Origin of the sequence: Xenorhabdus sp. TH1 (assembly GCF_037260955.1) — a bacterium.
In the GTDB taxonomy this organism is placed as follows: Bacteria; Pseudomonadota; Gammaproteobacteria; order Enterobacterales; family Enterobacteriaceae; genus Xenorhabdus; species Xenorhabdus griffiniae.
The window spans coordinates 2,780,522-2,795,191 of sequence record NZ_CP147734.1; the positions used below are offsets into that span (position 1 = coordinate 2,780,522).

At 39.6% G+C, this 14,670-nt stretch carries 13 protein-coding genes and 1 tRNA gene; all 14 read left to right on the forward strand.

What is annotated here, in order from left to right; all coding sequences use genetic code 11:
- Positions 1-4: 4 nt before the first annotated feature.
- The 14 genes from WDV74_RS12250 to WDV74_RS12315 all read left to right on the forward strand — a co-directional run bounded on the left by WDV74_RS12250 (position 5) and on the right by WDV74_RS12315 (position 14,237).
- Positions 5-277, forward strand: coding sequence for an oxidative damage protection protein (locus WDV74_RS12250; protein ID WP_338803365.1), 273 nt, complete (start codon positions 5-7; stop codon positions 275-277).
- A gap of 111 nt (positions 278-388) precedes the next feature.
- Positions 389-1,462 (forward strand): membrane-bound lytic murein transglycosylase MltC, encoded by a 1,074-nt coding sequence (gene mltC / locus WDV74_RS12255; protein ID WP_273558860.1) that lies wholly within the window; start codon positions 389-391, stop codon positions 1,460-1,462.
- A gap of 165 nt (positions 1,463-1,627) precedes the next feature.
- Positions 1,628-1,703: transfer RNA gene (locus tag WDV74_RS12260), tRNA-Phe, on the forward strand.
- A gap of 165 nt (positions 1,704-1,868) precedes the next feature.
- Positions 1,869-3,140: an integrase arm-type DNA-binding domain-containing protein gene (locus tag WDV74_RS12265; RefSeq protein WP_338883047.1), complete on the forward strand. Its 1,272-nt coding sequence runs from the start codon at positions 1,869-1,871 to the stop codon at positions 3,138-3,140.
- 140 nt (positions 3,141-3,280) lie between these two features.
- Complete coding sequence (locus tag WDV74_RS12270) at positions 3,281-3,487, forward strand: AlpA family transcriptional regulator (RefSeq protein WP_338883048.1); 207 nt, start codon at positions 3,281-3,283, stop codon at positions 3,485-3,487.
- A gap of 107 nt (positions 3,488-3,594) precedes the next feature.
- Positions 3,595-6,033, forward strand: a complete 2,439-nt coding sequence (locus tag WDV74_RS12275; protein ID WP_338883049.1) for a phage/plasmid primase, P4 family — start codon at positions 3,595-3,597, stop codon at positions 6,031-6,033.
- A 298-nt stretch (positions 6,034-6,331) separates the two neighbouring features.
- Positions 6,332-6,496, forward strand: a complete 165-nt coding sequence (locus WDV74_RS12280) for a hypothetical protein (RefSeq protein ID WP_338883050.1) — start codon at positions 6,332-6,334, stop codon at positions 6,494-6,496.
- Between the two features lie 312 nt (positions 6,497-6,808).
- A protein-coding gene (locus WDV74_RS12285) for an IS5 family transposase (protein ID WP_338883051.1) occupies positions 6,809-7,509 on the forward strand; the annotation gives its coding sequence in 2 pieces (ribosomal slippage) (positions 6,809-6,836 and positions 6,836-7,509; 702 coding nt in all).
- 396 nt (positions 7,510-7,905) lie between these two features.
- Entirely contained in the window at positions 7,906-8,274 is a 369-nt protein-coding gene (locus tag WDV74_RS12290) for a helix-turn-helix domain-containing protein (RefSeq protein WP_338883053.1), read from the forward strand.
- On the forward strand, positions 8,268-8,876 hold the full coding sequence (locus WDV74_RS12295; RefSeq protein ID WP_338883055.1) for an IS630 family transposase: 609 nt from the start codon (positions 8,268-8,270) through the stop codon (positions 8,874-8,876). Before WDV74_RS12290 ends, WDV74_RS12295 begins: the two co-directional genes overlap by 7 nt.
- A 32-nt stretch (positions 8,877-8,908) precedes the next feature.
- Positions 8,909-11,005 carry a type I secretion system permease/ATPase gene (locus WDV74_RS12300; RefSeq protein WP_338883056.1) on the forward strand — a complete coding sequence of 699 codons (2,097 nt, stop codon included), beginning with the start codon at positions 8,909-8,911 and terminating at the stop codon, positions 11,003-11,005.
- Positions 11,006-11,021: 16 nt separating this feature from the next.
- Entirely contained in the window at positions 11,022-12,491 is a 1,470-nt protein-coding gene (locus WDV74_RS12305; protein WP_338883057.1) for an HlyD family type I secretion periplasmic adaptor subunit, read from the forward strand.
- Positions 12,492-12,517: 26 nt separating this feature from the next.
- Positions 12,518-12,973, forward strand: coding sequence for a tetratricopeptide repeat protein (locus WDV74_RS12310; RefSeq protein ID WP_338883058.1), 456 nt, complete (start codon positions 12,518-12,520; stop codon positions 12,971-12,973).
- A gap of 25 nt (positions 12,974-12,998) precedes the next feature.
- The gene (locus WDV74_RS12315) at positions 12,999-14,237 is read left to right on the forward strand and encodes a hypothetical protein (RefSeq protein WP_338883059.1); all 1,239 of its coding nucleotides are present in this window, start codon (positions 12,999-13,001) and stop codon (positions 14,235-14,237) included.
- Positions 14,238-14,670 lie beyond the last annotated feature (433 nt).

Consider the following 14,670-nt stretch of genomic DNA (forward strand, 5'->3'; position numbering starts at 1 on the left):
AATTATGAGCAGAACTATTTTTTGTACTTTTTTACAACGAGAAGCGGAAGGCCAAGATTTTCAGCTCTATCCAGGGGAATTGGGCAAGCGTATTTTCAATGAGATTTCAAAAGAAGCATGGCAACAATGGATGACTAAACAAACCATGCTGATTAATGAAAAAAAACTCAATACCATGAATCCAGAAGATCGCAAACTGCTTGAACAAGAGATGGTGAAATTCCTGTTTGAAGGACATGATATTAAAATCGACGGTTATACACCTCCGGAACAATAATATTACTATTCGATTAATATCGATTGGCAAAATAAGAGCCATTTTGTATGGCTCTAAACATTGATTGAAACCTCAATATCCAACAGTATTAATATCCAACGGCATTGTAAAATGAAAAGACTGCTGGCCCTGATCCTCCTTGCTCCACTTTTAATTTCCTGTTCTAGCAAAAAAGACGCTGAATACAACGAAGAATATATAAAAGACACCAATGGATTCGATATTTTGATGGGGCAATTCGCCCACGATATTGAAAATATTTGGGGTTTGCAAGAAGTGTTAATCGCAGGCCCAAAAGATTACGTTAAATATACAGATCACTATAAGACCCGCAGCCATATTAATTTTGAGACGGGAAACATTACGATTGAAACCATTTCCCCCATTGAACCCGCTGAACATTTACGCAAAGCGATCGTTACAACTTTGCTGATGGGAGATGATCCAGGAACTATCGATCTTTATTCCGACGCCAACGATATTCAGATCAGCAAAGAACCCTTTCTATATGGGCAGGTTTTAGATAACACTGGTGAGCCCATTCGCTGGGAGTGGCGCGCACGTCATTTTGCCAATTATCTGATCCAAAATAAATTGCAAAAACGTCAATCGGGGTTACACATCATTTGGTCAGTTACCATACAGTTGGTGCCTAACCATTTGGACAAACGTGCCCATAAATACCTTCCTATCGTTCGCAAAGCATCCATAAAATATGGCGTTGATGAATCTCTCATCCTTGCCATCATGCAGACTGAATCCAGTTTTAACCCTTATGCCGTCAGCCGCTCTGATGCCTTGGGGCTTATGCAGGTAATGCAACACACTGCCGGACGAGATGTTTTCAAGATGCAAGGAAAATCAGGCCAGCCTAGCCGCAATTATCTCTTCGATCCTGAGAACAACATCGATGCCGGCACTGCTTATTTGTCGATATTGCAAAATACCTATTTAGGGGAAATCAAAAACGCGACCTCACGCCGATATTCCGTTATCACAGCTTACAATGGCGGTGCTGGCAGTGTATTGCGCGTATTCGCCATCGATAAAAAGAAAGCGATTCAAATCATCAACTCAATGGAACCTGGTGAAGTTTATTCAACCCTGACCAATAAACACCCTTCTGCTGAATCACGTCGCTATTTGATGAAAGTGAACAATGCACAGAAAAGTTATCGCAGATAGTTGATAATCAATGAGCGGATAGTAGGGAAATAACAAATGGAGAGGCGATTGTTTCTCCATTTTGTTTAGATTTATAGCTTATTGTGTGAATTAAAAGCATATAAATAAATTTATGTAGAAAGTGTTTGACGGATTGGGCTGAATACGGTTTAATGCGCCCCGTTAGCCCGGATAGCTCAGTCGGTAGAGCAGGGGATTGAAAATCCCCGTGTCGGTGGTTCGATTCCGCCTCCGGGCACCACTTCAACTTCCTGTGAAGTCCAGCCCAGTCAAACAATTTCTCTCGAACCCAGCAAAATCAACACTCTTTCTTATTTTTAGGTCTAGTTTCGTCTGTTGCAATCAAGAGGCAGCGAAGGGCATAATTCGGGGCACTTACCATTCGATTACCGGAATGCCCTTAATAATGAAACTAAACGCACGACAAATCGAAACTGCAAAACCCAAAGAAAAAACCTACAAACTCGCCGATGGCGGTGGTCTCTATTTAGAAGTCACTGCTCGCGGCTCAAAATACTGGCGTATGAAGTATTACCGCCCCACCGATAAGAAAGAAGACCGTCTGGCATTTGGTGTTTATCCCGCCGTATCATTAGCCAATGCCCGCGCTAAACGCGATGAAGCCAAAAAGTTGATGGCTCAGGGGATCGATCCCAAAGCTGAGAAAAAAGGCACACCATCGCCCACCACAGTCAACACCTTTGAACAAGTCGCCCGTGCATGGCACGCCAGCAACAAACGCTGGGGCGACAACCACCGTCAAAAAGTCCTGCGCAGTCTTGAACAGTACATCTTCCCCCATATCGGCGCCCGCGATATTACCACATTACGTACCAGCCAGCTTTTAGCGCCGGTCAAAGCCATTGATGAGCAGGGCAAACATGATATTGCTCAACGTCTACGGCAGCGCACCACAGCTATCATGCGCTATGCAGTTCAGAATGATATTCTGGAGTCCAACCCAGCTAATGATATGGCCGGAGCACTCACCACCACAAAATCCCGTCACCATCCCGCACTACCCCATGAAGACTTGCCTGACTTTTTAGCTCGCTTATCTGCCTATCGTGGTCGCCTGCTGACCAAGATTGCGGTAGAACTGGCGCTGCTGACATTTGTCCGTTCCAGTGAGTTGAGATTTGCCCGCTGGCAGGAAATCGATTTTGAAAACGCGGTCTGGAAAATTCCCGCCACACGAAAACCCATCAAAGGCGTTCGTTTTTCTGAGCGCGGCATGAAAATGAAAACGGAGCATATTGTGCCCCTGAGCCGTCAAGCGGTCTCGTTATTCAAAGACTTGCACGTACTAAGTGGCAACTACGAAGTGGTGTTTCCCTGCGATCACGATTCCGCAAAAGTCATGAGTGAAAACACCGTCAATAGTGCGTTACGCAATATGGGCTACGACACCCAAACCGATATCTGCGGGCATGGCTTCCGCACAATGGCGCGCGGTGCAATGGGCGAATCCGGCTTGTGGAGTGATGACGCCATCGAGCGCCAGCTCAGTCATATCGAACGCAACAACGTTAGAGCGGCGTATATTCATACCTCCAAACATCTGGACGAACGGCGGCTGATGGTGCAGTGGTGGGCAGATTATCTGGATGCGAACCGGGAAAAATATATCGCACCGTATGACTTTGCAAAGCCCCTTCGTGACAGAAAAAACCGCTAGTACAATTTGCAACCCATTAATTCTCATCGGGAGAAAAACAATTAACGCTGTTCATTAAGTCTTGCTTTTTGGAATAATCCGCCTGTCATCAAACAACGTCCACGATGAGCGCTCAGGGACTCGGTAACAGGAGAATTAACATGACAATGACAGCATTGAAAGTAAGCCTGATCCGCCTGCCGGAAGTGCAACGCAGAACAGGTTACAGCAAGGCGTGGATCTACAAACTGATTAGCGACGGAGCATTCCCAAAACAGGTCAAAATCGGCCCACGCTCAGTCGCCTTTATCGAAGCAGAAATTGATCACTGGATCGCACAACGTATCGCCGAATCACGGGCGGCATAACACAGAAAAGACTATGACATAAGAAACGTAACATAAAACACAACGCCCCAGCGTGCTGCAACACATCTGAGGCGTTTAACCAATAACCATTCGTAAGGTAAAAAATGATGGCTGATACACAGCATACCCAAACTCGCCCTGAATTTACAGTTCAAAAAACAACTGTCAACCAAAAACCCCTTGATCTAATCCAGACCGTAAAAACCTCTGCCATGTATTCCTGGGCAAATCTGCTGCCTGCGTGTGGTATTGATATTCCGGCAAAGGGTAAACATGGTGCTTGCCCTATTTGCGGTGGTACTGACCGTTTCCACTTTATTGACGATCATCATCACGGCAACTGGCACTGCCGCCAGTGTGATGCCCCGAACTATGGTGACGGGCTGGATTTAGTGGCAAGAACCAAAGGGATCTCGATTACGGAAGCGGCTAAAGTGGTTGCAGATGCGCTGGCATTACCTTTGCCCGAACCCAAGCCCGCCAAAGAAACCCATTATCCCACACAGCCGATTGCTGAAAGAGTGGCGGCACTGATGGCGCAAACTGTCGCCGGGCAATCGCCCTATCTGACTGTAAAAAGATTGCAATACCCTAATCAGCGATTATTAGAAGATGGTTCGTTGCTATTGCCGCTGATAACACTGGATAAAAAAATCACGGGTGCACAGATTATCAACCCCGATGGCGAGAAAAAATTGCTGTCCGGCAGCCAGAAAAAAGGGGCGTTTATTGCATTGTCAGCGCTGAACGAGAATCCCGACATGCTGGTTATTACCGAGGGTTATGCTACAGCGCTCACTGTTTACCAGTTCTATTATGGTGCAGTTCTGGCAGCCTTGGATGCGGGTAATTTGCTTTCTGTTGCTCAATCAGTTCGCGAACACTGGCCTGATACGAAAATTATTATTGCCGCAGATAACGACTGGCATCACGCCGACGAACTGGATAAAATCGGCAAGCCAAAAACGAATGTCGGCAAGGTTTCGGCAGAGAAAGCCGCTCTTGCAGTGAATGGCTGGGTTACGTTGCCACCAACTGAGTGCAAAGCTGATTGGGACGATTATCGCCAGAATCACGGTATCGAGGCAGCAAAACAGGCTTTTGGTGAGGGGCTTTATCAACCGACATTGATCAAGAAAAAAGCAGTCACGCAACCCAATGATACCGAATCTTCAAAACTGACATTATGCCAGATGGGAGCCAGCCAGCGCGGAGAGGTGTTGTTGGCGCGTTATGACGGTGATTTGGCGCTGGATGGCGCTTCGGAAACCGTTCATCACTATGACGGCATTGTCTGGCGTCCGGTCAGTGACCGCGATTTAAAACGGGAAATGGTGGCGGCCTTTATGGAAGAAAAGCTGCCGTACTCCCCGCATGGTATTAGCTCTGCCGTGGATGCCCTGAAATTACAGCTTCCTATGATGTTTCCGCCAGAGCGTCATTTAATTGGGTTCAGTAACGGCGTGTTTGACCTGAAAACGTGCCAGTTCCGGCCTCATCGTAAAAATGATTGGCTATTGCTTGCCAACGATGTTGAATTCAATTCCCCTGTTTCGGGGGAAACCCTGAAAAATCATGCACCGCAGTTCTGGCAATGGCTTAACCGAGCAACAGCCAACTGTGGGAACAAATTTGATCGGGTACTGGCAGCGTTATTTATGGTGCTGGCGAACCGTTATGACTGGCAGCTTTTTCTGGAAATCACCGGCGCCGGAGGCAGTGGCAAAAGTATCTTTGCTGAAATTTGTTCCATGCTGGCAGGTAAAGGCAACACGGTTTCCGCGAGCATGGCCGCACTGGAAAACCCACGGGAACGGGCGCTGATTGTTGGCTATTCGCTGATTATCCTGCCAGACCAGACTCGCTATGTGGGCGATGGCTCCGGCATCAAAGCGATTACAGGTGGGGATGAAGTGGCTATCGATCCGAAGCATAAGCAACCCTATTCAACCCGTATTCCTGCCGTGGTGTTGGCGGTAAACAATAATGCCATGAGTTTCAGTGATCGCAGTGGTGGTGTCTCGCGGCGTAGAGTGATTTTCAACTTTGCCGAAGTGGTGCCGGAAAATGAACGTGATCCGCAGCTAAGGGATAAAATCGCAGCGGAATTGCCCGTGATTATTCGGCATCTCCTGCATCGGTTCGCTGAACCACAAGCCGCAAGGCGTTTACTGGCAGAGCAGCAGAAATCAGAAGAAGCATTAGATATCAAACGCGGCACCGATCCACTGGTCGATTTCTGCGGCTACCTGATTGCGTCTAATGAAACTGACGGCCTGTTAATCGGCAATGCGGAGATTATGCCGTTCAATCCCCGTAAGTATCTTTATCATGCCTATCTTGCCTATATGAAAGGCAATAACCTGAATAGACCCGTTTCCGTAACCCGCTTCGGGATGGATATGCCGGGCGCACTGGCAGAGTACGGACAGCATTACCTGCGCAAGAAAAGCAAATACGGCATTCGCAGTAACCTGAGCCTCGATATTGATACCGCCATCGAATGGCTGCCAAAACTGATAAGGGATAACCTGCCAGAAGAATAATTTTTTCTTTATTACAGATATTTTTCGAAGAAAAATAAAAAGTGTTCACCACTGTTCACTCTATAATTTAAAACAGATATATCAAGATATTATGGGGTGAATAGTTATTTTTAAACTGTTCACAAGTCTTCATCACTATTCACCTTTTCCTGATTTGAAGGTGAACTGTGGGTGAAGAGTGGTGATGAGTCTGATTTCAACTCATCATCATTTAACAATATGAATTTAAATGAAAATAATCAAAGGTGAATAGGGTGAACAGTTTTATTACTAATTCTTTAATAGGGTAGGGCAGGCTGTGAAAATGTTTTTTCTGGCTGGCAGAGTGTTTTCAGACTCTCTGGTTTGTCAGGTTAATGTATTAGCCGGACAAATCAGAGAAGACAAGCGCAGCGCGTCAGTCACGTTTAACCAAGCCAAAATGATTATCCGTTTTATTAAACGAGAAGCTCTTTTAAGATAACAAATAATTTTGTTCCACACATTGCGTACATCTCCCCTGATTTGAAGATCTTCTGGTTTCCTACAACTTCCCCTTTGGCAATAAAGCCATTTCGCTATTCCAGCTGCGATGAGGACAATATGCAAACATCCCATTCAGTTTTTATAAATCAAATATTTTCAGTAATGTATTAGGGGCTGCTGACGTTTTTCGAGGGATTATTAGACAGCATGATGATTTGGTATAATTACTTTCGCCAAAAAACAACCAGACCTCACCATCATGCCACGAGTTATGTTAACAGATCTCTATTGGAATAAGTTATAGGCATTAATGCAACATACCGGTTGGGTTTATGACAACCTGAACACCGTTTGACTTTGGAAGGAATTCTTTACCGAATGAGAACGGGCATCCCTTGGCGCGATCTCCCTCTCGAATTTGGTCAATGGAATAGCGTATTTAAACGCTTCAATGCGTGGTCAAAAAAGGGTGTATTACAGCTTATTTTCAAATGGTTATCTTGCATTTCTGATCCGGAATGGTTGTTTATTGATGGCAGTGTTGTCCGTGCGCATCAGCACAGTTCGGGGGCAGTGACACGGGACGATGAGACTATCGGAAAAAGTTGTGGGGGACGCTCAACCAAAATTCATTTAGCTGTAGATAGTCATGGCTTACCCGTGCATTTTGAGCTGTCGGGCGGTCAAATTCATGACATCACCCATGCTGAAAGCCTCGTGATAAACGCCCCTGATCCAGATTTTGTCATTGCTGATAAGGGCTACGATAGCGAACATTTCAGGGAAATTGTCAAACAAGTAGGTGCAACTCCCGGTATTCCTTACCGGAGAAACAGCCGAAAATCAGATAAACAGATAGATAACTGTTTATATCGTTATCGTCATTTAGTGGAAAATGCATTCGCCAGAATGAAACATTATCGAGCAATAGCAACGCGATACGACAAGCTTGAACGGAATTACGCCAGCATGTTGACACTGGCATGTATCATTATCTGGTTACCCATGTAGGTTGGATGAATTATGACCTTAAAAAGTCAACAGGCCCTAATTTCATCACAAATAAATTTGATTTCATTGGTTGTATTTTAAATTAATGAATATTTCATGCGTTAATATTGCAGGGTATATTATCCTTTAAATCTTATGTGAATCTATATAGTTTATATCTATACAATTTCGAACCATTGGATATATTTACTTGTATTCACATGATTTATATAATTAATAAGTTAATCAGATAAATTATCTGCATTACTGTTATAATCAATAATCCGATAACCCTATTTTCCACCTATTCTTATGAAATCGAAGATAACACTTTCTGAGCCTGAACGAATTACATTGCAACAACTGGCCTTGAATCACCCACACCGGGACATCCGTACGCGAGGAACGGGTTTGCTCATGCTTGCCAGAGGCGTCAAGCCGTCCCAGATCACCGCTGAGATAGGATGCAGTCTCCGGGTTATCTACAACTGGGTTCACACCTGGCACAATTGCGGGATAGCGGGATTATTAGGGGGGCATGCTGGAGGCCGGTATCTCGCCATGACGCCTGAAATGATTGCCACGGCGGTCGAAGCGGCCAGCGCAGAGTCCCTAACGCTCGCCCGAATAGCCCAGTGCGTTGAGGCAAAACATGGTTCCCTGCCCTGTACGCTTGAAACGCTGGCGAATACCCTGAAAAAGCAGGGGCCCACCTATAAACGAACCCGCCTGTCGCTTAAAAAAAGCGAAACGAAACGGAGTTTGCGAAAAAATCCGCCTTGCTGAGCAAAATTAAGGCCGGAGCACAGTCAGGCCATTACCGTCTGGTCTATTTTGATGAGGCCGGTTTTGCCGCGTCTCCTCCGGTGCAATATGGATGGAGCCCACGGGGTAAACCCCATGAGACGGAACCTCAAGACCATGACAGACGGTCAGTTCTGGGGGCGTTAAATTACACGGACAATACGCTGTTTTACCAGACAATATCAGGCAGTGTGACGCGAGCTGATGTGATTGAATTTTTAGAGCAGGTCGCCAAACAAGGGGACAACCGCCTGACATTTTTAGTGTTGGATAATGCGCGTATCCACCATGGGATCGAGGAAAAAATCAGAACTCGCTGGTTACGAGAACATAACCTGCTTTTACTTTATCTTCCTGCCTACAGCCCAGAGCTGAACCTGATTGAAATCGTCTGGAAACAAGCCAAATATCACTGGCGACGTTTTATCACCTGGACTCAGGATACAATGGAGTATGAGCTAAATACGTTATTGGAAGGTTATGGTGATCAATTTGCAATTAATTTTTCTTTAGCACTTAAATTAAGCTCTCTTTACTTAACTTATATATTGACAAAGATATTTTTCTTTATGTACCATTTTTAAAAATCACGATCAGTTATGAAAAAGGTGTTGGATTGTCTCAATCGCTAATAACAAGTCTTGTTCTAATCGCAGGATATCATGGTATTAATTTAGATAGCTCTGCAATAAAACATCAATTTTCTGATAAAAATGGCTACTTTGGTATAACTCAATGGATACTGGCAGCCAGAAATAATTTACTTCATGCTAAATTAGTGAAGAAAAAAGCAGACAGACTTAAATTTGTTTCTTTTCCTGCCATGATTTTAAATGACGAAGATAAATCATTTATTTTATTGAAGGCTGAAAATAATAAATATCTCATCTATGACATAGAAGAAAAAAACAACATAGTTCTTGATGAAAGTGAGTTTAATAAAATTTACTCTGGTCAAATCATTCTAGTTTCTTCAAAAAGATCTATCAGTGATAAATTACAGAAATTTGATTTCACATGGTTTATTCCTTCCGTCGTCAAATATCGACATATATTTATTGAAATCCTGTTATTATCTATTTTCATTCAAATTATATCATTAGTTACACCATTTTTCTTTCAGATAGTAATGGATAAAGTTCTTGTTCATCAAAGTTACAATACCTTAGATGTTATTGCATTTGCTTTTATAGTTGTTGTTTTATTTGATGTTATTTTAACCGGATTAAGAACGTATCTTTTTTCTCATACCACAAATAGAATAGATATTGAATTAGGTTCAAAATTATTAAATCACATAATAAATCTACCAATTCGTTATTTTGAAATCAGAAGAGTTGGAGATACCATTGCCAGAGTTAAAGAGCAGGAAAACATTCGACAATTTTTAACTGGACAAGCATTTACGTCTCTTTTAGATGTAATGTTTTCTTTCCTATTTATTATAGTAATGTGGTATTACTGTCCTACATTGACACTAATTGTTTTAGCATCTCTTCCACTTTACATTGCTTTATCTGCGATTATTAGTCCTATACTAAGAAGACGTTTAAATAGTCAGTTCTCTAGAAATGCTGATAACCAAGCCTTCTTAGTTGAAACGGTAAACACGATCTCAACATTGAAGTCATTAGCTGCTGAACGCCAAATTATAAACCGATGGCATGAATTATTGCCTGCGTATGTTTGTTCAGCTATGAAAGTCACTCGTTTAGCAATTTTAGGCCAGCAAAGCGTCCAATTAATCCAAAAAGTAGTATCCATTCTAATTTTATGGCTTGGTGCACATTTAGTAATTAAAAATGAAATAACGGTTGGTCAGCTTATTGCTTTTAATATGTTATCTTCTCAGGTAACAACTCCCATTATTCGATTAGCTCAATTGTGGCAAGATTTTCAGCAAACAGGCATTTCCGTTGCACGTTTAGGAGATATTTTGAACACGCCTGTAGAACATAATCAAGGTAGTTTAAATTTATCTTCATTACGTGGAGAAATTACATTTGAAGATGTTTTTTTTCGTTACCAAACTGATGGAAAATGGAATGTAAATAATTTATCTTTTAATATTAAAGCGGGAGAAATTATTGGTATAGTTGGTCGTTCTGGTTCGGGAAAAAGTACATTAACTAAGCTAATTCAACGTTTTTATTCTCCTGAAAAAGGCAGAATAATGATTGATGAATTGGATATTGCATTAGCTGAGCCAACTTGGCTACGAAGTAACATTGGCGTTGTTCAACAAGAAAATGTATTACTCAATAAAACAATAAAAGAAAATATATCACTCACTCATCCATCAGCCTCTTTAGAACTTATTATTCATGTATGTAAACAAGCTGGCGCCCATAATTTCATTATGCAATTACCTAAAGGATATGATACAAAAATAGGTGAACAGGGAGTGGGTTTATCGGGTGGCCAAAGACAGCGTATCGCTTTAGCTAGGGTTTTATTAAATAATCCCAAAATACTTATTCTTGATGAAGCAACAAGTGCACTTGATTACGAATCCGAAAAAGCTATTTTGATGAATATGCCATTGATCTGCAAAAATAGAACTGTGATTATTATTGCTCACCGGTTATCTACAATAAAAAACTCAGATCGCATTATTGTGATGGATGAAGGAGGAATTGTAGAACTGGGAACACACAATCAATTAATGAACATAGAAGATGGTATTTATAAAAAGATGTCTCAGCTAGTATAAATTTCATGAGGTTTTTGTGAAAATATTGATTTGGTTAAAAGGCATTATTGATTTTTTTCAACGTTATAAGCTGGCCTTCTTCTCTGCATGGAAAGAACGTCATCAATTGACCTCACCAAAACGTTTGAAGGATGAATATGAATTTTTACCTGATAATTTACTGTTAACTGAAACACCAGCATCACCTATAGCTAAATGGACAGCTCGTTGTATTATTATTTTATCTGTGCTAGTAATTTCTTGGTCATATTTTGGTCAGCTAGATATAGATGTAGTTAGCCAAGGTAAAATAGTAAGCCATGGGAGAAATAAGGTTATACAACCATTAGAAACAGGACAAATAAAAAATATTCTGGTTAAAGAAGGACAATACGTTCATCAAGGGGATGCTTTAGTTGCAATAGATGTTCTGGGGGCAGAAGAACAATATCAGCAGAATATATTGACTTTAAATACGGCATGGCTAAATTATCAGATTGGTAATTCTATATTAATATCAATTTATGAACAAAAAACAGAATTGGATTGGAACACTTCATGGCCTGACGATGATAAAAATCGTATAGAAGTTTTTATTAATTCAATTGATGAAGAAAAAAAACAACAAGCAAAAAAAATAGCATCTTCTTTATATGAAACATGGGTAAACAAGAATAAACAGTTTACAGAAAAAAAGAATCAGTACCAGTTAGAGTCTAAATCAACAAAAGAAGAGATTGCATCTTTGAACACTTCAATTGAAATTGAATCACAAAGAATGGAATCTTATGAAAGTTTATACAAAAATAAATATCTATCACGCCTTGAGTGGTTAAATCAGAAAGAAAAAATATCCAGATTAAAACATCAACGTGAGATTATTCAAAATAAGCATATGGAGCTAGCACATAAAGTAAATGAATTAGAACGTGAGAAAAAAATAAACACCCAAACGATAATAAAAGAAACTACTGAGATGAAAAGAAAAGCGTATGATGATATTGAACGATTATTGATTGAGGTTAATAAATCTAAAAAACGAACTCAGACAACTATACTACACAGTCCTGTAGATGGAAGAGTTCAACAATTGGCTTTTCATACAATAAATGGGGTTGTTTCATCTGCTCAGCCGATGATGGTTATTGTTCCTGATGAAGAACCACAGGAAGTAGAGATAAGAATCGAAAATAAAGATATGGGATTTATTCATGAGGGACAATTAGTTGTAATAAAAATAGACTCTTTTCCTTATACAAAATATGGTTATTTGACAGGTAAAATTAAAAACGTGAGTTATGATTCAGTAGAAGATGAAAAAAAAGGTTTTGTATTTCCCGCAATTATTGAATTAGATACCAATAAAATTAAAATTAATGAAAATTTAATTTCATTAAAATCGGGAATGACAGTAACTGCGGAAATAAAAACAGGAAAACGTAGAGTGATTGATTATATACTCAGCCCTCTACAAAAAAAGATAGATGAAAGCTTTTGGGAAAGATAAATTAGCTCATAATAAAAAGGGTCGACATGAAAAGAACATTCAGTATATTTGTTTTTTCTATAACTATATTGTTAAGCGCTTGCACTAGCGATAAAGATCATCTCACCTTAAATGAAGATGATTTACTTAATTTTGCTATTAAATTAGAAGAAAAAGGAAATTATAAAAACGCTTTTAAATATTATTTACTAGCGGCTAAAAAAGGGAACTCAACTGCTTTAAATAATATCGGATTTTTTTATGAATTTGGTCAAGGAGTCGATAAAGACTATTCTAAAGCTTTAAAATATTATAATAAATCAATTAGGATAGATAATAACTCAACAGCTTTACATAATTTATCCAGATTATATTTATTAGGGTTGGGAGTTAAAAAAGATAGAAAAAAGGCATTATTTTTCCTTAATAAATCTGCTGAGTTAGGTAATAAACATGCTTTAAATGATGTATATTGGCTAACACATCCTAAATCAGGAAGTTAAACTAAAAATGAATAAGTGAGAATATATGAGCCATATAATAAAACCACTAACACCAAATGGGGAACTTGACCAAAATTTTGTTAAAGTCAATATAGTTCCACGAGGAACAAAAATAACATATCCTAATGGCAGAACTACTCATTCTACTACTGGACATGTTTGGATGACAGTTGAAATAGCAAGAAGAGAACCACTAGATGTTGGATGGTCAACGGGTGATTCTTTAAAAGAGGGAGGATATAATAACATCACCCATGATGATGGAATAATATATGATAGAAACGTAATAAAAAGCTATGAAATACAAATGAGATATGAAAATGCGGAAAGACTAGTCGAATTTATAAATAAAGCTCCCTTAGGAGAAATAAAGGGTTTTTCGAAAAACTATAATCTTTTTACTAACAACTGCATTGATTTTGTACAGCGCGCCTTGAATTATTCTAACTCTAATTCTGGTAATAAATTATTACCTTATTATACCCCTAATGGTAACTATGATAACTTCGGAGAGATGTTAGAAAAAAATTATGAAACTGCTGATAAATGGGGTGAGGAATGGGCTGAGGAAAATAATGAAGTATTACCATCCCCATTGATTATTGACTTAAATGGAGATGGTGTTGGTACGATATCTGAAGGTGAAGTGTACTTCGACATTACTAATGATGGAAAAAAAGAGTTTACAGGATGGGTTGATAAAAATGATGGTTTTCTTGTTTTAGATAAACATGAAGATGGTAAAATAGAATCCGGAGCAGAACTTTTTGGCGATCATAGTGTGATTAATGGAAAAACTAATTTTAAAAATGGATTTAATGCGTTATCAGAACTGGATACCAATAATGATTCCATTATTTCAAAAGATGATAATGAATGGCATAAATTAAAAATCTGGAAAGATGAAAATAGCAATGCTATTGTTGATGAAAATGAATTAGTAAGTTTATCAGATATGGGAATAAAGGAAATAAATCTAACATATGAAAATAAATTTCATATAGATGAATCTGGAAACAGGCATAAAGAAACTGCCACTGTTACATGGGATAATGGTAATGTAACAGATATTGTTGATGTCTGGTTCAAAATTAACTCTAAATCGACAAAGGAAAACATTAATGCATCAACTCAGCAAGAGATTCATAAGATAATTAATTCTATGGCCGAATTTTCTATTGAAAATACAGGATCATCAATTAATCATATAGCTCCACGTCAAGATAATCCAGTTGCTGTATTGAGCACACCACTCATAAGTTAATAGAAGATAGAATTAATTTAACAAAGATAGAAATGAGCCGCTCATCTACTTGTTATATAGAGTAGGTGATCGTGCTCGTTTGTTCAGTCGTGCTAGAACATGAGTATTTTGTTACTAAAATTCAGTTTGTTACCTACAGAATATTTTACGAGCATGCTCATATTAATCCACATGATATTTAGATCGGAATTTATGTATTAAGCCGGTTTAAAATAAACATACTTTTGTTAATTCAAATCGCAATGTGTTAATTATCTGATTGATTTAAAATCAATTTATTTATATTGTTAAAATTCAATCAGTGGTAAAAGCATACCGAGTTAATAGCTACAATCAGCATAAAATCTGGATTATATGACGAAATAAACTGCCGCTGGATTAATATTGTAATTATTGTGTTCCTTCACAAACTATCGAAAAAATTTGACCCTGC